General features: G+C 55.1%; 19 protein-coding genes. 12 read left to right on the top strand and 7 right to left on the bottom strand.

All coding sequences use genetic code 11. The features are described from left to right. Positions 1-7: 7 nt before the first annotated feature. From ACMYSP_RS12220 to fabY, 6 genes are all read left to right on the top strand, one after another. Positions 8-988: a sugar phosphate isomerase/epimerase family protein gene (locus tag ACMYSP_RS12220; RefSeq protein WP_434586966.1), complete on the top strand. Its 981-nt coding sequence runs from the start codon at positions 8-10 to the stop codon at positions 986-988. Between the two features lie 104 nt (positions 989-1,092). Beyond that, the gene (locus tag ACMYSP_RS12215) at positions 1,093-2,361 is read left to right on the top strand and encodes an MFS transporter (protein ID WP_434586965.1); all 1,269 of its coding nucleotides are present in this window, start codon (positions 1,093-1,095) and stop codon (positions 2,359-2,361) included. 138 nt (positions 2,362-2,499) lie between these two features. Further along, the gene (yihX, locus tag ACMYSP_RS12210; protein ID WP_434586964.1) at positions 2,500-3,090 is read left to right on the top strand and encodes a glucose-1-phosphatase; all 591 of its coding nucleotides are present in this window, start codon (positions 2,500-2,502) and stop codon (positions 3,088-3,090) included. 2 nt (positions 3,091-3,092) lie between these two features. Next, on the top strand, positions 3,093-3,947 hold the full coding sequence (locus tag ACMYSP_RS12205) for a virulence factor BrkB family protein (protein ID WP_434586963.1): 855 nt from the start codon (positions 3,093-3,095) through the stop codon (positions 3,945-3,947). 2 nt (positions 3,948-3,949) lie between these two features. Next, positions 3,950-4,387 (top strand): D-aminoacyl-tRNA deacylase, encoded by a 438-nt coding sequence (dtd, locus tag ACMYSP_RS12200; protein WP_434586962.1) that lies wholly within the window; start codon positions 3,950-3,952, stop codon positions 4,385-4,387. Positions 4,388-4,431: 44 nt separating this feature from the next. Continuing rightward, the gene (gene fabY, locus ACMYSP_RS12195) at positions 4,432-5,373 is read left to right on the top strand and encodes a fatty acid biosynthesis protein FabY (protein ID WP_154145201.1); all 942 of its coding nucleotides are present in this window, start codon (positions 4,432-4,434) and stop codon (positions 5,371-5,373) included. 15 nt (positions 5,374-5,388) lie between these two features. Here fabY and ACMYSP_RS12190 read toward each other — a convergent pair whose 3' ends face one another. The 5 genes from ACMYSP_RS12190 to fdnG all read right to left on the bottom strand — a co-directional run bounded on the left by ACMYSP_RS12190 (position 5,389) and on the right by fdnG (position 12,028). Then, positions 5,389-6,312, bottom strand: coding sequence for an alpha/beta hydrolase (locus tag ACMYSP_RS12190; RefSeq protein ID WP_434586961.1), 924 nt, complete (start codon positions 6,310-6,312; stop codon positions 5,389-5,391). Positions 6,313-6,504: 192 nt separating this feature from the next. Next, positions 6,505-7,434, bottom strand: a complete 930-nt coding sequence (gene fdhE / locus ACMYSP_RS12185; RefSeq protein ID WP_434586960.1) for a formate dehydrogenase accessory protein FdhE — start codon at positions 7,432-7,434, stop codon at positions 6,505-6,507. Next, on the bottom strand, positions 7,431-8,066 hold the full coding sequence (gene fdoI / locus ACMYSP_RS12180) for a formate dehydrogenase cytochrome b556 subunit (protein ID WP_123758044.1): 636 nt from the start codon (positions 8,064-8,066) through the stop codon (positions 7,431-7,433). The genes fdhE and fdoI overlap by 4 nt, the downstream gene beginning before the upstream one ends. Next, a complete protein-coding gene (gene fdxH, locus ACMYSP_RS12175) occupies positions 8,063-8,965 on the bottom strand; it encodes a formate dehydrogenase subunit beta (RefSeq protein ID WP_434586959.1) in 903 nt (300 codons plus the stop codon). Before fdxH ends, fdoI begins: the two co-directional genes overlap by 4 nt. Positions 8,966-8,977: 12 nt before the next feature. Then, positions 8,978-12,028, bottom strand: a complete 3,051-nt coding sequence (gene fdnG / locus ACMYSP_RS12170; RefSeq protein ID WP_434586958.1) for a formate dehydrogenase-N subunit alpha — start codon at positions 12,026-12,028, stop codon at positions 8,978-8,980. 156 nt (positions 12,029-12,184) lie between these two features. Between fdnG and fdhD the strand changes: the two genes are divergently transcribed. Continuing rightward, positions 12,185-13,021 carry a formate dehydrogenase accessory sulfurtransferase FdhD gene (fdhD, locus tag ACMYSP_RS12165; RefSeq protein WP_434586957.1) on the top strand — a complete coding sequence of 279 codons (837 nt, stop codon included), beginning with the start codon at positions 12,185-12,187 and terminating at the stop codon, positions 13,019-13,021. 128 nt (positions 13,022-13,149) lie between these two features. Next, positions 13,150-13,362 (top strand): YdgH/BhsA/McbA-like domain containing protein, encoded by a 213-nt coding sequence (locus ACMYSP_RS12160; RefSeq protein ID WP_123758039.1) that lies wholly within the window; start codon positions 13,150-13,152, stop codon positions 13,360-13,362. A 40-nt stretch (positions 13,363-13,402) separates the two neighbouring features. On the opposite strand, the gene ACMYSP_RS12155 is transcribed toward ACMYSP_RS12160, so the two are convergent. After that, positions 13,403-13,726 carry an AzlD domain-containing protein gene (locus ACMYSP_RS12155; protein WP_434586956.1) on the bottom strand — a complete coding sequence of 108 codons (324 nt, stop codon included), beginning with the start codon at positions 13,724-13,726 and terminating at the stop codon, positions 13,403-13,405. Beyond that, on the bottom strand, positions 13,726-14,385 hold the full coding sequence (locus ACMYSP_RS12150) for an AzlC family ABC transporter permease (protein ID WP_123758037.1): 660 nt from the start codon (positions 14,383-14,385) through the stop codon (positions 13,726-13,728). Before ACMYSP_RS12150 ends, ACMYSP_RS12155 begins: the two co-directional genes overlap by 1 nt. Positions 14,386-14,486: 101 nt before the next feature. On the opposite strand from ACMYSP_RS12150, the gene ACMYSP_RS12145 reads away from it, so the two are divergent. From ACMYSP_RS12145 to ACMYSP_RS12130, 4 genes are all read left to right on the top strand, one after another. Beyond that, entirely contained in the window at positions 14,487-15,035 is a 549-nt protein-coding gene (locus tag ACMYSP_RS12145; protein ID WP_434586955.1) for a helix-turn-helix domain-containing protein, read from the top strand. A 94-nt stretch (positions 15,036-15,129) separates the two neighbouring features. Next, on the top strand, positions 15,130-16,125 hold the full coding sequence (locus ACMYSP_RS12140; RefSeq protein ID WP_434586954.1) for a substrate-binding domain-containing protein: 996 nt from the start codon (positions 15,130-15,132) through the stop codon (positions 16,123-16,125). A 114-nt stretch (positions 16,126-16,239) separates the two neighbouring features. Continuing rightward, the gene (locus tag ACMYSP_RS12135; protein WP_434586953.1) at positions 16,240-18,363 is read left to right on the top strand and encodes an alpha-galactosidase; all 2,124 of its coding nucleotides are present in this window, start codon (positions 16,240-16,242) and stop codon (positions 18,361-18,363) included. Between the two features lie 41 nt (positions 18,364-18,404). Further along, on the top strand, positions 18,405-19,670 hold the full coding sequence (locus ACMYSP_RS12130; RefSeq protein ID WP_434586952.1) for an MFS transporter: 1,266 nt from the start codon (positions 18,405-18,407) through the stop codon (positions 19,668-19,670). Positions 19,671-19,810 lie beyond the last annotated feature (140 nt).

Below are 19,810 nucleotides of genomic sequence, written 5' to 3'. Positions count from 1 at the left end.
GTGTCTTATGCTAACGAAATACGATGCAGAAAAAATTCTCGCTCGTGTAGATAATCTTCCCCTTTATCTTCACGCCTATGCATACCATTTTAATATGCGCCTTGAGCGGATATTACCTGGTGATTTATTAGATATTGCGCATGAGAATCATCTGCGAGGTGTGAAAATTCATGTGCTCGATGGTGAAACGCGTTCTCTCGGCAATATGAATGATATCGAACTTGCCGAATTTGCAGAAAAAGCAAAACAATTACAGCTTGATGTGCATATAGAAACCAGCGCCTCGGATCAACAAGCTATCGATCATGCTACCCGCATCGCATTAAAAACCGGCGCCACCTCTGTTCGCTTTTATCCTCGTTACGAGGGTCATTTACAAGACGTTCTGCCAAAAATTAACCTTGATATCCAGTATATTAAAGACCGCTATCAGGATAGCGGTCTGACGTTTACGCTCGAACAACATGAAGATTTGAAAAGCCACGAGCTGGTGGCGCTGATTGAACAAAGCGGGATGTCGTCTCTTTCGCTGCTGTTTGATTTTGCAAACATGATTAACGCCAACGAGCATCCGCTGAATGCCCTCGAGACGATGTCACCTTTTATTACTCAGGTGCATATTAAAGATGCCTTAATTATCAACGAGGATAATGGCCTCGGACATCAGGCCTGCAGCTCCGGTCAGGGGGATATGCCTTTTAAAGATTTACTGACCAGGCTGATTTGTCTGGGTGATGAGCAGCCTCAGGTAATGGCTTATGGCCTGGAAGAGGAGGTGGACTACTATGCTCCGGCATTCCGTTTTGCTGATGAAGGTGACAACCCGTGGATCCCATGGCGTGAAATGAGTGAAACCCCTTTACCCGATGCCGCGCTGCTGGAAGCACGCTTAGTGAAAGAAAAAGCAGATGCCATTCGCCAGTTAGAATTTGTCAGAACCACCCTCCAGCAAATAAAAAGTGAGGCCAGCCATATTATTAAATATTAATTTTAAGCTCTGATTTTTTATTTTTATATATGCCACCCGCCAGGTGTGGTCAGGGTTCTTTTTCCTTTTAAAACGAAATGATTATAAAATCATTAAGGAATCATATGCTCACAAGAAAGAAATGGGCACTCTTTAGCTTATTGACGTTGTGTGGCGGTACGATTTATAAACTGCCTTCGCTAAAGGATGCTTTCTATATACCGATGCAGGAATATTTTCATTTGACCAATGGTCAGATTGGGAATGCTATGTCTGTGAACTCCTTTGTCACAACTGTTGGTTTCTTTCTTTCCATTTATTTTGCCGATAAGTTGCCGCGTAAGTACACCATGTCTTTTTCACTTATCGCCACCGGTCTGTTAGGTATCTATCTGACAACCATGCCGGGGTACTGGGGCATACTTTTTGTCTGGGCGCTGTTTGGTGTCACCTGCGACATGATGAACTGGCCGGTGCTATTAAAATCCGTCAGCCGCCTGGGAAATAGTGAACAGCAGGGGCGGTTATTTGGCTTCTTTGAAACCGGGCGCGGCATTGTCGATACCATCGTCGCGTTCTCTGCGCTGGCGGTTTTTGCCTGGTTCGGCAGCGGCCTGTTAGGCTTTAAAGCGGGGATCTGGTTTTATTCCATCATCGTCATCAGCGTCGGGGTGATTATCTTCTTCGTGCTGAATCAGGACGACGACGACGTCAAAGTCGCAGCCGCTGACAGTGAGCCGTCAGATAAGAAAAACACCAGCATCTCTTCCGTACTGAAAGACAAAACGATATGGCTGATTGCCTTTAACGTCTTTTTTGTTTACGCCGTCTACTGCGGGCTGACATTTTTTATTCCGTTCCTGAAAAACATCTATCTTCTGCCTGTGGCGTTGGTCGGGGCTTACGGCATTATTAACCAGTATTGTCTGAAGATGATCGGTGGCCCGGTTGGCGGGATGATCTCCGATAAGATACTGAAGTCACCTAGTAAATACCTGTGTTACACCTTCTTTATCAGCACAGCTGCGCTGGTGGTCTTGATTCTGCTTCCTCATGAAAGCATGCCGGTTTATCTGGGGATGGCCTGTACCTTAGGTTTTGGGGCCATCGTATTTACCCAGCGTGCGGTCTTCTTTGCGCCAATTGGTGAGGCTAAGATCGCGGAAAGCCAGACTGGGGCTGCCATGGCGTTGGGCAGTTTTATCGGTTATGCCCCTGCCATGTTCTGCTTCAGCCTGTACGGCTATATCCTCGACCTCAACCCTGGGATCCTGGGGTATAAAATTGTCTTCGGTATTATGGCCTGTTTCGCGTTCTGCGGCGCCGTAGTCTCGGTGTTACTGGTGAAACGCATTAGCCAAAGAAAACGTGCGTTAGAGGCGGCAGAGGCGTAACGCCCGGCCCGTCAATGCTCCCTGACGCCATCAGGCCGCGAGACTCTGCGGCCTGATGGCTCTCCTGATATTCCCCCCATAGTCAAACCTCTCCTTTCCCGCTACAGTTAAACATCCAGGGTGCGGAAGGAGACAAAAATGCTCTATATCTTTGATTTAGGTAATGTGATTGTCGACATCGATTTCAACCGGGTGCTTGGGACATGGAGTGATTTGAGCCGCATACCGCTCGCGACGCTCAAGCAGCATTTCACCATGGGCGAGGCGTTTCACCAGCACGAGCGTGGCGAAATCAGCGATGAGGCCTTTGCCGAAGCGATGTGCCATGAAATGAATATGCCGCTGAGCTACGAACAATTCGCCCACGGCTGGCAGGCCGTGTTTGTCACTCTGCGCCCGGAAGTTATCGCCATCATGCAAAAACTGCGTGAGCAGGGACATCGCGTGGTGGTGCTGTCGAATACCAACCGCCTGCATACCACGTTCTGGCCGGATGAATACCCGCAGATACGCGCCGCCGCCGATCGTATCTATCTTTCCCAGGAGATGGGGATGCGCAAACCCGAGGCGCGGATCTACCAAAGCGTTCTGCAATCAGAGGGTTTTTCTGCGCAAGATGCGGTCTTTTTTGATGATAACGCCGATAATATAGCTGGGGCTGACCAGTTGGGGATAACCAGTATTTTGGTGACCGGAAAGGAGACTATCCCCGCTTACTTTGCGAAATAACTATGTTCAAAATCGTTCATCAAAAAGCAAAGCATCGTACCCGGCCCTTTGTGGCCTGGATAAAACTGCTCTGGCGGCGTATTGATGAAGACAATATGACGACACTGGCGGGAAACCTCGCCTATGTGTCGTTACTCTCTCTGGTGCCGCTGATTGCCGTCGTCTTCGCGTTATTCTCGGCATTTCCCATGTTTTCCGAGGTGAGCGGGCAGATCCGCCACTTTATCTTCTCGAATTTTATCCCGGCGACGGGGGATGTCATTCAGGGCTATATCGAGCAGTTTGTCGCAAACTCCAGCCGGATGACGGCCGTCGGGGCTTTCGGGCTGATTGTCACTTCGCTGCTGCTGATGTATTCGATCGATAGCGCACTGAATACTATCTGGCGCAGTGCCCGGACACGGCCAAAAATTTACTCTTTTGCGGTTTACTGGATGATCCTGACGCTGGGGCCGCTGCTGGCAGGGGCGAGCCTGGCGATCAGCTCTTATTTGCTGTCGTTACGCTGGGCGAGCGATCTGAACAGCGTGATTGATGATGTGCTGCGGATCTTCCCGTTAATTTTATCCTGGGCGGCTTTCTGGCTGCTTTACAGCATTGTCCCCACGACCCGGGTGCGTACCCGCGATGCGTTGGTGGGTTCGCTGGTGGCGGCGCTCCTGTTTGAGGCGGGTAAAAAAGCCTTTGCCCTGTATATCACGGCGTTTCCGTCGTACCAGCTGATTTATGGCGTGATAGCGGTGGTGCCGATTTTGTTTGTCTGGGTGTACTGGACGTGGTGTATCGTCTTGCTTGGGGCAGAAATTACTGTCACTCTCGAGGAATACCGCAAACTTAAAAAAGAAGAAACAGAATAACGATGATTGCATTAATTCAACGCGTGACCCGTGCAAGCGTAACCGTGGAGGGTGAAGTGACGGGTGAAATCGGCCCGGGGCTTCTGGTGTTGTTGGGCGTCGAGAAAGACGACGATGAGCAGAAAGCGAATCGCCTGTGCGAGCGCGTGCTGGGCTATCGTATTTTCAGCGATGCTGACGGAAAAATGAACCTCAATGTTCAACAGTCCGGCGGCAGCGTACTGGTGGTATCGCAGTTCACGCTGGCGGCGGATACCGAGCGCGGCATGCGTCCTGGTTTTTCAAAAGGCGCCGCCCCGGACAGAGCTGAAGCGTTGTATGACTATTTTGTCGCGCGCTGCCGTCAGCAGGAGATGGACACACAGACCGGGAGATTCGCTGCGGATATGCAGGTCTCTTTGGTTAATGATGGTCCTGTGACCTTCTGGTTGCAAGTATGAGCCAGCTTCCAGGCCGGTTGCGGGTAACAAAAGAGAGTACAGCTATGTATCACCTTCGTGTACCGCAAACAGAAGAAGAACTCGAGAGCTATTATCAGTTCCGTTGGGAGATGCTGCGCAAGCCGCTGCATCAGCCTAAAGGATCGGAACGCGATGCCTGGGATGCGATGGCGCATCACCAGATGGTGGTGGATGAAGAAGGGCGTCTGGTGGCCGTCGGACGGCTGTATATCAATGCGGAGAACGAAGCCTCTATTCGCTTTATGGCCGTACACCCGTCGGTGCAGGATAAAGGCCTGGGGACGCTGATGGCGATGACCCTCGAGTCGGTTGCCCGTCAGGAAGGCGTCAAGCGCGTAACCTGCAGCGCGCGTGAAGACGCTATGGATTTCTTCGCCAAGCTCGGTTTTGTCAACGAGGGCGAGATTACTACGCCAACCACCACGCCGATTCGCCATTTCCTGATGATTAAGCCGATTGCCTCGCTGGATGACATTCTGCACCGCGGAGACTGGTGCGGGCAGCTGCAGCAGGCCTGGTATCAGCATATTCCGCTCAGCGAAAAAATGGGCGTGCGCATTCAGCAATACACCGGGAAAAAGTTTATTACCACCATGCCGGAAGCTGGCAACCAGAATCCGCACCATACCCTGTTTGCCGGTAGCCTGTTTTCCCTGGCGACCTTAACCGGCTGGGGGCTGATCTGGCTAATGCTGCGTGAACGCCACCTGGGCGGCACGATTATTCTCGCCGACGCGCATATTCGCTATAGCCAGCCAATTAGCGGACGCCCGAGCGCCGTGGCTGACCTGGGATCGTTAAGCGGCGATCTCGATCGCCTTGCTCGTGGGCGCAAAGCACGTGTTCAGCTGCAGGTGGAGCTATTTGGCGGCGAGAGTCTGGGCGCGATTTTTGAAGGTATTTATATTGTTCTACCCGCGAAGCCTTTTGGCTCGTATGAAGAGGGCGGGAACGAAGAAGAGTAATTCCCACCGCACTCATCACACCGACTGGCCTGGTGAACGGATTCTCCAGGCGATATCCCCAATAGCACTACGCGCTGCCTGGCTTATCCCTGCAAGCTGAAAGAAGCCGTGAATTACCCCGAGGTAGCGCTGGCAGGTGCAGGCAACCTGCTGCTCGCTCAGATACTGATACAGTGCTTCGCCTTCATCGCGCAGAGGGTCATATTCGGCGGTGACAATATGCACCGGCGGCAGGCCGTGGAAGTCGTCGCGCCACAGCGGGCTGGCCTCCGGGTGCGTTAATGGTGTGGAAGCCAGATACATTTCGTAGCCGCTCAGCAGCGTATCGCTGGTGATGATGTAATCACTGCCGTTGCTGATGTAGGTTGGCGAGCTAGCGGTGGCATCCAGCATGGGATAAATCAGAATGAGCTGCGCCGGTTGCCAGTCTTGCGCGGCTTTCAGACGCAGTGCAGTCACCAGCGCCAGATGGCCGCCGGCGCTGTCACCGGCAAGGGTGATGTGCGCGGTATCGACCCCAAGCTGCCTGGAATGACGCTGGATAATCTGTGCCCCTTTGTAGGCATCATCGTGTGCGGTGGGAAACGTGTGTTCGGGCGCCAGCCGATATGCCACGGCGATGACCCGACAACCGCTGTCATACGCCAACTGCCGGAGCTGCTTATCATGGGTCGCGAAACCGCCGCTGATAAAACAGCCGCCGTGATAGTTGATAACGGTGGGTAGCGTGCCGACGGCATTCTGCGGCGAGACCACGCGAAAGGTCATGTCTTCCAGCGTGATATCTTCTACCTGTACCCGGGTTTCCGTCTCGCCGGCTAACACCGCGCTGGCGATGTAGCCGTTTCTCCGGTCATCAATATGTTGCTCTCGCGAAGCGGGGCGACCTGCATCGATAAAGGCCTGAACCTGCTCAGCAATACCTTTTTCCAGCGCCATTTTTTATTCCTTTAAACTGTATGGGCATACAGTGTTATAGCCTGGTTTGCGGCAAAAGAAAATGGCATTTATGACGGTGGGAGGATTATGGAAAGCGGCTCGCAAAAGTGAGACTCACCTCTGACGCGGGGAAGAGGGATGTGGTCAAATAGGTGAGTCGGGCAACGTATGCTGCCCGACATGAGAGCTGATTTACTCCCCTTCACCCGGGAACATGAACGGGTTGATTGAGCTTCTGGCAAAGCCCTCCTGCTCCATGCGGGCGTCCAGCACCAGCGATGCGAGATCGTCGGCGACGGGTTCGACGTTCGGATCTTTTTCCTGATAGAGAATCTTCAGGTAGGTTCCGCAGTCGCCGCAGCTCTCGGCCTTAATGGCCGCCTGTTCATTATCGAGAGACCAGTAGTGTAGATCCCGGCTCTGTTCGCAGTTGCTGCACTTGATGCGTACCACGTGCCATTCGGTTTCGCACAGGTTGCAGTGCAGGTAGCGTAGCCCTTGGGTCGTACCAATCTGCACCATGCTGGATACGGGCATGGAGCCGCATACCGGGCAGAACTGGCGCTGCTCACCATATTCGGCGCGTGCTTTACCTGGGATCAGGCTGGCCATTTGCGCCCAGTACAGCGATAGCGCGGCCCAGATAAACGGCGCTTTATCACTGCTGACAGCGGCAAAGTCTGAAGCAAACAGGGCGCTCGCCATCAGCTCCAGCTCCTGCTCAGAAGCTTTCTCCAGGTTTTCGATGACCGCCAGCGCCGGGCCGCTCATCTCTGGTTTCAGTTCGGCAATCAGCGAATGTAGCAGCTTGTGCCAGTGCTTATCGCGCGGCAGCACGTGAATATCCAGCGGCGGTTTACCCTGCTCGTTCGCCTCTTTGAGACGCGCGGTCAGATCCATCTGTAACGGATGGTCGTAAAGCACCACTTCCTGGGCGTGAGCAATCAGCGCAGCAAAACGCAGGTAATCACCCAGCGGATTGTTCTTCGCCAGTTCGCGCAGACGTTCAGCGCGGCGGTTATAAAGATTCTTCAGCCTGGGGAACAGTAACGGCGGAATGTACTCCGCCGTATGTTTCTCGCTCGAACCCAGCTCATCTTGCGGGATTATGCGAATACTCATTCAGTCTTGTTTTCCTGTTTCTGGCGAACTTCCCGGTACCAGCGTGGATGATGTTTCTTCGCCCACGTTTTAGTAACCCAGCCTTCCACCATCGCGGTTATGGTGCCTTTCACCCACAGGGCGGCGTATATATGCACCATGATAACCACAATTAATGCTACTGCGGCAAATGAATGCAGCATGAGCGCCAATCGGATTACCGGGATTGAGAACGCAGGTGCAAAGTAAGGGCGCCAGATGATCACACCGCTTATCAGCAACAGTACCAGGAAAATAATCGCCGCCCAGAATACGCATTTCTGGCCGAAGTTATAGCGCCCGGTGTCACCTACTTCCTCGTTGACGACGATCTTACGAATATTCTTCGCCCAAAAGATATCATCCCGATTGATTAGATTATGGTGCCAGTAGCGGAAAAACATGATGATGAATGAAGCAAACATAATCACGCCGACAAACGGGTGCAGGATGCGCGCCAGCTGCGGTGTACCCATGATCTGCATCAGCCAGTTAAAGGACGGGAAAAAGAACCCCAGCCCGCTTATCGCCGCCAGCATGAAGCAGAAGGCGGTGACCCAGTGGTTGATGCGTTCCGGCGCCGTGTAGCGCACGATGGTGTCACGTCTTTTCATTTGCGCACCTCGTCATTCTCTTCATGCAGATTGTCTTCTTCCTCGTCTGCGCGGTTCGGACCGACACCCACATAGTGGAAGATACTGGCGGCAAAGGTCGCGGCAAAACCGACCGCCGCGAGCGGTTTCCAGATGCCTTTCCAGAACTTCACGGTAGCGCTGATTTCCGGGTTTTCCGGCAGGCCGTGATAGAGATTCGGCTTGTCGGCATGATGCAGAACATACATCACGTGCGTCCCGCCAACCCCAGCCGGATCGTACAGGCCGGCATTGTCATAACCACGGGTTTTCAGCTCGGCAACGCGTTCGCCTGCCAGCACTTTCATATCCTCTTTTGAGCCAAAGTGGATAGCGCCTGTCGGACAGGTTTTCACGCAGGCCGGTTCCTGGCCTACGGTGACGCGGTCTACGCACAGTGTACATTTGTAGACGCGGTTATCTTCCGGGTTGAGGCGCGGCACGTCGAACGGGCAACCGGCGATGCAGTAGCCGCAGCCGATGCACTGCTCGGACTGGAAGTCGACGATGCCGTTGGCATACTGAATGATCGCCCCTTCTGACGGACACGCCTTCAGGCAGCCCGGATCGGCGCAGTGCATGCAGCCATCCTTACGGATGAGCCACTCCAGCTTGTCATTTTGCTCCACTTCCGAGAAGCGCATCACCGTCCAGGATTTGGCAGTCAGATCGGCGGGGTTGTCGTACACCCCGACGTTATGACCCACTTCGTCACGGAGGTCGTTCCACTCGGAACAGGCCACCTGACAGGCTTTACAGCCGATGCAGGTGGTAACGTCGATAAGCTTCGCCACCTCTTCCTGATGGTCCCGCGCACGAGGCGCGGGGGTGAAGCCGTTAGTCGCGGAGCGACGGATAATGTCCTGCGATTGATAAGCCATAGGTCGCCTCCGTTACACCTTTTCCACGTTAACGAGGAACGCTTTGAACTCCGGCGTCTGCGTATTCGCATCGCCGACGAACGGCGTCAGGGTGTTTGCGATAAACCCTTTCTTCGCCACGCCTTCGTAGCCCCAGTGAATCGGAATACCGATGGTATCGATATCTTTACCGTCGGCTTTCAGCGTGCGAATACGCTTGGTCACCACCGCCTTGGCTTTGATATAGCCGCGGTTGGAGGAGACCTTAACGGTATCGCCGTGGGCGATGCCGAGTTTATTCGCCAGCTTCTCGCCGATTTCGACAAACTGCTCCGGCTGTGCGATAGCGTTAAGCAGCGCATGCTTGGTCCAGTAGTGGAAATGCTCGGTCAGACGGTAAGTGGTACCGACGTACGGGAATTTCTCCATTTTGCCCATCTGCTCAAGATCGCCTTTAAAGACGCGAGCGGCCGGGTTGGAGACCACGTTCGGGTGCAGCGGGTTGGTGCCCAGCGGCGTTTCAAACGGCTCGTAGTGTTCCGGGAACGGCCCTTCCGCCATCTTATCGATAGCGAACAAACGTCCCATCCCTTCAGGCTGCATGATAAATGGCCCGACATCGCTGCCAGGTGCGGCGGCGCTGTAGTCTGGGATGTCCATTCCGGCCCACTTCGCGCCATCCCATTTCAGGATCTGACGCTTCGGATCCCACGGGTTGCCCTGCGGGTCTGCAGAGGCGCGGTTATACAGGATGCGGCGGTTGAGTGGCCATGCCCAGGCCCAGCCCAGGGTATTACCCAGGCCTGATGGGTCGGCGTTATCCCGGCGGGCCATCTGGTTGCCATCCGGCGTCCAGCTCCCGGCGAAGATCCAGCAGCCGCTGGAGGTGGTGCCATCATCACGCAACTGGGCGAACGAACTCAGCTGCTGGCCTTTTTTGACGATTACTGCCCCGGTCGCCGGATCGGTAATGTCCGCCAGCGCTTTACCGTTGCTTTCCATCGCCACTTCTTCGGACGCTGGTTCATGCGGTGTGGAGTAGTTCCACGTCATGTTCAGCACCGGCTCAGGCGTCGGGCCGCCTTCCTCGGCATACATCTTACGCAGGCGTAAGAAGATACCGGCGAGGATCTCTCCGTCGGTGACCGCAATGCCGGGGGCATCTGCGCCTTTCCAGTGCCATTGCAGCCAGCGGCCGGAGTTAACAATAGAACCGTTTTCTTCGGCGAAGCAGGTGGAAGGCAGGCGGAACACTTCAGTCTGGATTTTCGACGGATCAACGTCGTTCGACTCACCGTGGTTTTGCCAGAAGGTGGACGTTTCGGTGTTGAGCGGGTCGATGGTCACCAGGAACTTCAGTTTCGACAGCGAGGCGACAACTTTATTTTTGTTCGGGAACGAGGCCACCGGGTTAAAGCCCTGGCAAATGTAGCCATTGACCTTGCCCTGGTTCATCATCTCGAAGTACTGCAGTACGTCGTAGCCTTTATCCCACTTCGGCAACCAGTCGAAGCCCCAGCTGTTTTCTGCCGTAGCTTTATCGCCAAAGAAAGCCTTCATCATTGAGACGAAGAATTTCGGGTAGTTGCCCCAGTAGTTCACCTGGCCTTGCAGCAGCGGTTTCGGCGTGTTGGCGGCGAGATAGGTTTGCAGATCGGCCTGTTTTTCGCTCGGCAGAGTCATATAACCCGGCAGGCTCTGCGACAGCAATCCTAAGTCGGTGAGACCCTGAATATTGGAGTGGCCGCGCAGGGCGTTAACGCCGCCGCCAGCCATCCCCATATTGCCAAGCAGCAGCTGGATCATCGCCATGGTACGGATGTTCTGCGCGCCGACAGAGTGCTGAGTCCAGCCGAGTGCATACAGGAACGATGCCGTTTTATCGTGAGCGCTGGTTTCCGCGATGTATTCGCAGACTTTGAGGAAGTCCGCTTTCGGCGTCCCGCAGATATTTTCGACCACGTCCGGCGTATAGCGGGAAACGTGCTGTTTTAGCAGGTTCCACACGCAGCGTGGATGCTGGAGCGTCGTATCGCGCTTAGCAAAGCCGTTTTCGTCCAGCTCATAGTTCCAGGACGTTTTATCGTACTTGCGGGTTTCAGCGTCGTAGCCGCTAAACAGACCGTCTTCAAAGCTATAATCCTCACGCACGATCAGGCTGGCGTTGGTATAGGCTTCGGTATATTCACGGTTAATTTTTTCGTTGTTTAGCAGGTACAGGATCACGCCTGACAGGAACGTAATGTCAGTACCGGAACGAATCGGGGTATAGAAGTCGGCTACCGACGCGGTACGCGTAAAGCGTGGGTCGATAACAATCAGCTTCGCGCCGTTGCGAATTTTGGCTTCCATCGCCCAGCGGAACCCTACCGGGTGCGCTTCAGCGGCGTTACCACCCATCACCACAATCAGGTTGGCGTTTTTAATATCCACCCAGTGGTTGGTCATCGCACCGCGACCAAATGTTGGAGCAAGACTTGCTACCGTTGGTCCGTGTCAGACGCGTGCCTGGTTGTCGACCGCGAGCATACCCAGCGCGCGGGAGAATTTTTGGGTTAAATAACCGGTTTCGTTACTGGAGGCGGAGGCGCACAGCATACCGGTGGTCAACCAGCGGTTGACGGTGGTGCCAGCGTCGTTTTTCGCCATGAAGTTGGCATCGCGGTCTTCTTTCATCAGTTTGGCGATGCGATCGAACGCCTCGTCCCAGCTGATTTGCTGCCATTTGTCGGAGCCTGGCGCGCGATATTCCGGGAATTTCAGGCGACTTTCAGAGTGGATAAAGTCGACCAGACCCGCCCCTTTAGGGCAGAGCGCACCACGGTTGACCGGATGGTCAGGGTCACCTTCGATATGAAAGATGGATGCTTTGGCGTTTTTCGCACCGTCGCCGAGGCTATACATCAACAGCCCACAACCGACAGAACAGTACGTACAGGTGTTACGGGTTTCACGGGTACGCAGCAGTTTATATTGCCGGGTTTCCGCGAGCGCAATGGCTGGAGCAAAGCCCAGCGTTGCTGCCGTTGTGCCTGCCATACCGCCAGCGCAGATCTTAAAGAACTGCCTTCTGCTGACCTGCATGGTTCACTCCTTGTATCGACATTGTCACATGTAGTTATTTACTTTGCGGTCAGGGCCGCAAAGGTTCAGAATTGGGGGTGATCCCCCTTTCACTTGAAGGGGTATAGAGAGAATACCACATTGTGTGTATGCCTGTTCCAATACGGTTAAGACAAAGTGAACAAGAACCCTCACGAACAAATTGAAAATGTGACAGATGTCACAACTTATCGCCGGGTCACGCTCTGGAAACGCGAAGATTTGCAACATCCTCAGCCGGACGAGTTAGCTGAAGAAGTCCCGATCGCGCTGGTCTATAACGGCATCTCTCACGTCGTGATGATGGCGACGCCAAAGGATCTGGCGCATTTCGCTGTTGGTTTCTCTCTCTCTGAAGGGATTATAGAAGACCGGCGTGACATTTATGGGATGGATGTCGTGCAGGCCTGCAACGGGCTGGAAGTGCAGATCGAGCTTTCCAGTCGTCGCTTTATGGGGCTGAAAGCGCGTCGCCGGGCGCTTGCCGGGCGTACCGGCTGCGGCGTGTGCGGCGTGGAACAACTCAATGATATTGGTAAACCGGTGCAGCCGTTGCCGTTTACCCAGACCTTCGATCTGGCGAATCTTGACCGCGCGCTGGCGCATCTGAATGATTTCCAGCCGATCGGCCGTCTGACCGGCTGCACCCACGCTGCAGCCTGGGTACGTCCTTCTGGCGAACTGGCGGGAGGCCACGAAGACGTTGGCCGGCACGTGGCGTTGGATAAGCTGCTCGGGCATCGGGTCGATGTAGAAGGCGCCTGGCGCAACGGCGCAGCGTTAGTCTCCAGCCGGGCCAGCTACGAGATGGTGCAGAAAGCCGCGATGTGCGGGGTGGAGATTCTGTTTGCCGTCTCTGCTGCGACGGCGATGGCGGTGGAGGTCGCAGAGCGCTGCAACCTGACGCTGGTCGGCTTCTGCAAGCCGGGCAGGGCCACGGTATACACCCATCCACAGCGATTGATCGCTGGTTAAAAATAGATCAATTTTTTTGAATGATGAGAACAAATCCTTCCGCTTTTTGTTTGGCGATGTGAGGGCTACTATTTATCACATCAAGGCACGGCGCCTTATCCAAACAACTAATTTAAAGGGTTTACATCATGAACAGCATCAAAACTTTTGCAGCAGTTATCGCTATGACCGTCTCTTTTGGTTCCTTTGCCGCTGAAACCGTAACGGCGACCGCCATGACAATGGACGGTGCAGAAGCAAAAATCGCCGCACAGGCTCAGGCTGCCGGGGCATCGTCTTACAAAATTACCGAAGCTTTTACCGGTAACCGCGTGCATATGACGGCGGAACTGAACAAATAAGCCAAAAGCTATTGTCGAAAGAGCGCCTGCGGGCGCTTTTTTAGCTTATACCGGCCATTCGTAACAACGCGGTCACTACCGCCGCGGCAATAATCACCACGATCAATGGCATCTTGCGCCAGGCGAGAAATACCGCAAAGCCCACGCCCAGTACCCGCGCCGCTCCGGCAAAATGTTCACCTTCATAAAACGTCGTCGCCAGCGCCACGGAAAAGAGCAGCACCGTCGCGGCATCGGAAAGCAGGGCCTGAGAACGTTCGGAAAAGGCCAGGCGGTTGCCCAGTTTCGCCCCACCTAAACGCATTAAATAGGTTCCCAGCGACAGAATCGCGATACCGGCGATAAACAGCGTCATGTTACCCATTATTTTTTCCTCGCCAGCAGGCCAAACAGTGAGAGCAGCACCGGCAAACCCACCGGCGCAAAAGGCACGGCGGCTAAGGATACCAGCGCGCCGCTGCAGGCCCGGATCAGGGTGGTGCGGTTTTTAAAGGCCGGCACGACCAGCGCCAGCAAAATGGCCGGGAATACTGCATCCAGACCGATGGTTTCCGGGGACGGCAGCAGTTTACCCACCCCGGCGCCAAGCAGGGCACCCAGCGGCCAGATAATGGCCACGCCCAGGCCACACAGCCAGTAGGCTGCCCGGCGCTGTTCCGGCGTCTTTTGCGACAGGCCGAATACCACGCTTTCATCGTTCATAATGTGACAGCCGAGGAAGCTGGCGGCGCGTTTGCCGACCAGGTCGCGTACCGTGACGCCAAAGGGAATATGGCGGGCGTTAACTAATAATCCGGCAGCAGCAGCGGCTAGCGGATTGCCGCCGCTGGCGACAATGCCGATAAACATAAACTCAGAAGCCCCCGCCAGCACGGAGACGGAGAGCACAAAAGGCACCCAAATGGGGAAACCGTAGGCGATGGCCAGTGAGCCATAGGACATGCCCACGATGCCGACAGCCAGGCAGACTAAAATAATCGCTTTAATGGTGTCGCCTTTCAGGCTGGCAAAATGCTGTTTCATACTCTTTAGCCATATCGAACGAATTTCCATTATAATGAACGCAACACACATTCATTTCAAGTCGAACGAAACGTTCGATATAAAAAACGATGGGGCGATATATGACGCAGCCAATAAGCCTGATTGCCAAAAGTCTGGTGCGTGAACGTGCGCGTACCGGGCTGTCTCTCGCCGAAGTCGCGCGACGGGCCGGGATCGCTAAATCGACGCTATCGCAGCTGGAGTCGGCCAACGGTAACCCGAGTCTGGAAACCCTGTGGGCGCTCTGCGTGGCGCTCGATATCCCCTTTGCGCGCCTGCTGGAACCGCAGGTCAACACCACCCAGGTGATTCGCCGCGGTGAGGGGACAAAAGTGATCGCGGAACAAGCGAACTATCAGGCTATCCTGCTGGCTGCCTGTCCGCCGGGAGCGCGTCGCGATATCTATCTTTTGCTGACGCAACCGGGGGCCGATCGTATTTCACACCCGCACCCGGCAGGTTCGGTGGAGCATATTATTATCACCCAGGGCCGGGCGCGGGTTGGCCTGACCGACGCGCCAGAAGAGCTTGGCGAAGGGGATTACATCTGTTACCCGGCCGATCGGGAGCATGTTTTCCAGGCGCTGGAGCCGGATACTCAGGCGTTGCTGGTGGCAGAACAAAACTAACGCCATATCCGGGGTAAAGCGGCGATGCTGTTGCTGGACGCCATCCCCGTATTGCGGGACACTAACCGCCTTCCCCGCGTCGACAAGGATATGTATGTCTCTGAAAGCCATTGCTAAAGAACTTGGGATCTCGGTCACCACCGTCAGCCGTGCGCTAAACGGTTATGATGACGTGTCGCAGGAGACGCGCGCCCGGGTTCAAGCCGAAGCAAAGCGCCGTGGTTATCAGCCGAATACCTTCGCGCGGCGGCTTAAAATGGGCAAAATCGACGCCGTTGGTCTGGTGTTCCCCATGAGCCCGGCGCCGCTGAATAACACGGTATTTCACGATATGGTCGGGGAAATCAGCCACGAGCTGGCGCGCTATGAGATCGATCTGCTGCTGATTGCCGACGACGAGCAGGCCGATCAGCACGGCTATATGCGCATGGCGCAAAGCCGGCGGATAGATGCGCTGATCGTGGCACATACGCTTGACGACGACCCGCGCCTGACACAATTGCTGGCCTCTGGTTTTCCTTTTCTTGCTCTCGGACGCAGCCGCCTGCCATTACCCTATGCCTGGTTTGATTTCGACAACCATGCCGGGACCTATCGCGCCACTCGTCATTTAATCAACCAGGGCCATCAGCGCATCGCTTTTCTGGGTGAAAACAACAACCAGGCGTTTATCTCACAGCGGCGGAACGGCTATCTGGATGCGCTCCGGGAGGCCGGTCTGTCCGATTGCTGGCAGCGCCGCGTGCCGCCAACCCGACGCGGCGGCTATCAGGCCACGCTGGAGCTGCTCCGCCTGCCGGAGCCGCCAACGGCAATTATCACTGACTGCAATACTCACGGCGATGGTGCCGCCATGGCGCTCTACCAGCAGGGGCGTCTGACCGGTGATAACCGCGTGTCGCTGGTGGTGTACGACGGTTTACCACAGGACAGCATCATTGAAACCCCGGTCGGGGCGGTGATCCAATCCACTCGCCAGGGCGTCGGTCGCCAAATCGCCAGCATGGTCCGCCGGCTCATCGCTGGTGACGATCTTGCCTCTCTCCAGGTGCTCTGGCAGCCTGAATTTATCCCCGGCGAAACCAGCTGATTTACACCTCTTCACAATAATTTCCTGAGGTCTATCACGGATCCGAAACGTTTTGGTTGTTACCCGAAACGTTTCGGATCAACAGTAAGACATACCTTGTTGTGGAGATGTCTGATGTCTGATTCGATTTTACGCCTACAAAGTTCAACGGCTGATGTGATCATTAAAACTCACCCGTTTGCCGAAATTGTCTACTGGGGACCGCATTTACGTTACTTTTCGCCGCAGGATGCCGACAGTATTGTGCGCCCGGTCGCCAACGGCCGTCTGGATGTTGATTCACCGCTGACGTTAATGGCCGAGCTGGGCCACGGTTTGTTTGGCGCTCCGGGCATTGAAGGCCACCGACAGGGGCTCGACGCCTCGCCGATTTTCACGACCACTGAGGTTATCCAGGATGGACAGAAGGTCGCCGTGATCGCTGAAGACGCCCAGGCCGGTCTGCGCCTGTGCAGCGAAATTAAGCTCGACGACAGCGGAGTACTGAGCGTTCGTCACGGCTTAACCAACCTGCACCCGCAGCCCTGGCAGGTGGACCGTCTGGCGGTCACGCTGCCGGTCGCCGAACGTGCCCGGGAAGTACTGGCTTTTCATGGCCGCTGGACTCGCGAATTTCAACCCCATCGTTTGACGCTTGAGCATGACAGCATCGTGCTGGAAAACCGCCGTGGCCGAACGTCGCATGAACATTTTCCGGCGCTGATTACCGGCAGCCAGGCCTTCAGCGAAATGCAGGGCGAAGTGTGGGGCGTACATCTGGGCTGGAGCGGCAACCATCGTCTGCGGGCTGAAGCGAAAACGGACGGTCGTCGCTATCTGCAGGCGGAAGCGCTCTATCTGCCGGGCGAAATAGTTCTGGAGGAGGGAAAAACGCTCTGGACTCCGAGCCTCTATGCCAGCTATTCCTCTCAGGGTCTGAACGGCATGAGCCAGCAGTTCCACCGTTATCTGCGCGAACAGATTATCCGCTTCCCTGACAACAAGCCGCGCCCGGTGCATCTCAACACCTGGGAGGGGATCTATTTTGACCACGATCCGCAATACATCATGCGCATGGCGGATGAGGCGGCGGAGCTGGGCGTCGAGCGTTTCATCATCGATGACGGTTGGTTTAAGGGGCGTAACGATGACTGGGCGGCGCTGGGCGACTGGTATCTCGATGAGAAAAAGTACCCCGACGGTCTGAACCCGGTTATCGATCACGTGAAGTCGCTGGGCATGGAGTTCGGCATCTGGGTCGAGCCGGAAATGATCAACCCGAATTCCGATTTGTACCGCGCACACCCGGACTGGGTGCTGGCGCTGCCAGGCTATACGCCACTTCCCGGACGCCATCAACTGGTGCTGAATCTGAATATCCCGGAGGCTTTTGACTATCTCCTTGAGCGGATGAGCTGGTTGCTGGGTGAGCATGCCGTGGACTATGTGAAGTGGGATATGAACCGCGAGCTGGTGCAGCCGGGCCATAACGGCAAAGCCGCCGCCGATGCGCAAACCCGCCAGTTTTATCGCCTGCTGGATACGCTGGTCGCCCGCTTCCCGCAGATAGAATTCGAGTCCTGCTCCTCTGGCGGCGGACGTATCGATTATGAAGTGCTTAAGCGCTGCCATCGTTTCTGGCCTTCAGACAATAACGATGCGCTGGAGCGCAATACCATCCAGCGTGGGATGAGCTATTTCTTCCCGCCGGAAGTGATGGGGTCGCATGTCGGCAACCGCCACTGCCACGCCACCTTCCGCCAGCATGATATCGCCTTCCGTGGCCTGACGGCGCTGTTTGGCCATATGGGGCTGGAGCTGGATCCGGTGGGCGTTGACGAGCATGAGCGTGCGGGCTATCGCAAATACGTGGCACTGCATAAGCAGTGGCGCGACGTGCTGCACCACGGCGTGCAGTGGCGGATAGACATGCCGGATGCGACCACGCTCGCGCATGGCGTGGTCAGCGAAGATAAACATCAGGCGATTTTCCTCGTGAGCCAGCTGGCGATGCCGGATTACACCCTGATGGCGCCGCTGCGAGTGGCGGGTCTGGAGGCGGGCGCTCGCTATCGAGTGACGCTACTGGACCATCCGAATATTCAGATTACAGGAGAGGGCGGCCATACCATGCGTAAGCTGCCGGAATGGATGACGACGCCGTTGACGGTAAGCGGTGAGTGGTTACAACAAGCGGGACTGGCGCTGCCCATTCTCGACCCGGAAAGCGCCATTTTAATTGGCCTGCAACGCGTGTGATGGTGACGGGCCGAGCGTCGGCCCTTTTTGAGGAATACACAATGAATCCGACCGCCTGTACCCATAAAAATAACCCTAACTTCTGGATTTTCGGACTGTTCTTTTTTCTCTATTTCTTCATTATGGCCACCTGCTTTCCGTTTCTGCCGATCTGGCTGTCGGATGTCATTGGCCTGAATAAAACCGAAACCGGCATTGTCTTCTCCAGCCTGTCGCTGTTTGCTATCTGTTTTCAGCCGATCCTCGGGGTGATTTCCGACAAGCTGGGGCTGAAAAAGCATCTGATGTGGATTGTTACCGTGTTGCTGGTGCTGATAGCGCCCTTCTTCCTGTATGTCTTTGCACCGTTGCTGAAAAGCAATATCTGGCTCGGCGCGTTGAGTGGCGGGGCCTATATCGGCTTTGTTTTCTCCGCCGGCGCCGGGGCGATGGAGGCCTATATTGAACGGGTAAGCCGCAATAGCGGGTTTGAGTATGGTAAGGCACGTACCTTTGGTTGCCTGGGTTGGGCGCTGTGTGCCACCACGGCTGGAATGCTGTTTAGCGTTAACCCCGAATGGGTGTTCTGGATGGGGTCGATTGCCGCGCTGCTGCTGTTGATGCTGGTGGCGATCGCCAGACCGCAGGCCAGTTCGTCCGCGCAGGTGCTGGATTCCTTAGGGGCCAACCGTCCTGCCGTGGATCTTAAAACTGCCGTCAGCATGTTCCGTCAGCGTAAAATGTGGATGTTTATTCTGTATGTTGTGGGCGTGGCCTGCGTGTATGACGTCTTCGATCAGCAGTTTGCGACCTTCTTTAAATCTTACTTCGCCACCCCGGAAGCCGGCACGCGCGCCTTTGGTTTTGCCACCACCGCCGGAGAAATTTGCAATGCCATCATTATGTTTAGCTCTCCGTGGATTATTAACCGCATTGGCGCGAAGAATACCCTGCTGATTGCCGGGATGGTGATGGCGGTGAGGATGATCGGTTCGTCGTTTGCCACGACGGCGGTGGAGGTCGTGGTTCTGAAAATGCTGCACGCGCTGGAAGTCCCGTTCCTGCTGGTGGGCGCGTTCAAATACATTACCGGGGTGTTTGATACCCGACTGTCGGCGACCATCTATCTGGTGGGCTTTCAGTTTGCCAAGCAGGTGGCGGCGATTTTCCTCTCGGCGTTTGCGGGCAATATGTATGACCGGATTGGTTTCCAGGATACCTATCTGATCCTTGGGAGCATTGCGCTGGTTGTCACCATTATCTCAGCCTTCACTTTGTCAGGAAAAACGGCTGTCGACAGCGTCGGCAATAAGACGATGGCGGTGTAAGCCGGTCCAGACCTGCAATCATATTGAAACCACTTATGTATTAAGACACCAGATAGAGAACCGGAATATTCCGGTTCTCCTGGTCTGGTTATCTTATTCTTGTTATTTATGTTGCGGTATTAATTATTTCATTGGTTTAT

It is taken from the genome of Klebsiella sp. R390 (assembly GCF_051131745.1).
Taxonomy (GTDB): domain Bacteria; phylum Pseudomonadota; class Gammaproteobacteria; order Enterobacterales; family Enterobacteriaceae; genus Klebsiella.
This window is presented reverse-complemented; position numbering and strand designations above follow the sequence as displayed.

What these genes read in the sequence shown, in the direction of transcription:
- ACMYSP_RS12220 (WP_434586966.1), top strand. Translation starts at nt 8, where the DNA reads ATGCTAACGAAATACGATGCAGAAAAAATTCTCGCTCGTGTAGATAAT.
- ACMYSP_RS12215 (WP_434586965.1), top strand. Translation starts at nt 1,093, where the DNA reads ATGCTCACAAGAAAGAAATGGGCACTCTTTAGCTTATTGACGTTGTGT.
- yihX (WP_434586964.1), top strand. Translation starts at nt 2,500, where the DNA reads ATGCTCTATATCTTTGATTTAGGTAATGTGATTGTCGACATCGATTTC.
- ACMYSP_RS12205 (WP_434586963.1), top strand. Translation starts at nt 3,093, where the DNA reads ATGTTCAAAATCGTTCATCAAAAAGCAAAGCATCGTACCCGGCCCTTT.
- dtd (WP_434586962.1), top strand. Translation starts at nt 3,950, where the DNA reads ATGATTGCATTAATTCAACGCGTGACCCGTGCAAGCGTAACCGTGGAG.
- fabY (WP_154145201.1), top strand. Translation starts at nt 4,432, where the DNA reads ATGTATCACCTTCGTGTACCGCAAACAGAAGAAGAACTCGAGAGCTAT.
- ACMYSP_RS12190 (WP_434586961.1), bottom strand. Translation starts at nt 6,312, where the DNA reads ATGGCGCTGGAAAAAGGTATTGCTGAGCAGGTTCAGGCCTTTATCGAT.
- fdhE (WP_434586960.1), bottom strand. Translation starts at nt 7,434, where the DNA reads ATGAGTATTCGCATAATCCCGCAAGATGAGCTGGGTTCGAGCGAGAAA.
- fdoI (WP_123758044.1), bottom strand. Translation starts at nt 8,066, where the DNA reads ATGAAAAGACGTGACACCATCGTGCGCTACACGGCGCCGGAACGCATC.
- fdxH (WP_434586959.1), bottom strand. Translation starts at nt 8,965, where the DNA reads ATGGCTTATCAATCGCAGGACATTATCCGTCGCTCCGCGACTAACGGC.
- ACMYSP_RS12160 (WP_123758039.1), top strand. Translation starts at nt 13,150, where the DNA reads ATGAACAGCATCAAAACTTTTGCAGCAGTTATCGCTATGACCGTCTCT.
- ACMYSP_RS12155 (WP_434586956.1), bottom strand. Translation starts at nt 13,726, where the DNA reads ATGGGTAACATGACGCTGTTTATCGCCGGTATCGCGATTCTGTCGCTG.
- ACMYSP_RS12150 (WP_123758037.1), bottom strand. Translation starts at nt 14,385, where the DNA reads ATGAAACAGCATTTTGCCAGCCTGAAAGGCGACACCATTAAAGCGATT.
- ACMYSP_RS12145 (WP_434586955.1), top strand. Translation starts at nt 14,487, where the DNA reads ATGACGCAGCCAATAAGCCTGATTGCCAAAAGTCTGGTGCGTGAACGT.
- ACMYSP_RS12140 (WP_434586954.1), top strand. Translation starts at nt 15,130, where the DNA reads ATGTCTCTGAAAGCCATTGCTAAAGAACTTGGGATCTCGGTCACCACC.
- ACMYSP_RS12135 (WP_434586953.1), top strand. Translation starts at nt 16,240, where the DNA reads ATGTCTGATTCGATTTTACGCCTACAAAGTTCAACGGCTGATGTGATC.
- ACMYSP_RS12130 (WP_434586952.1), top strand. Translation starts at nt 18,405, where the DNA reads ATGAATCCGACCGCCTGTACCCATAAAAATAACCCTAACTTCTGGATT.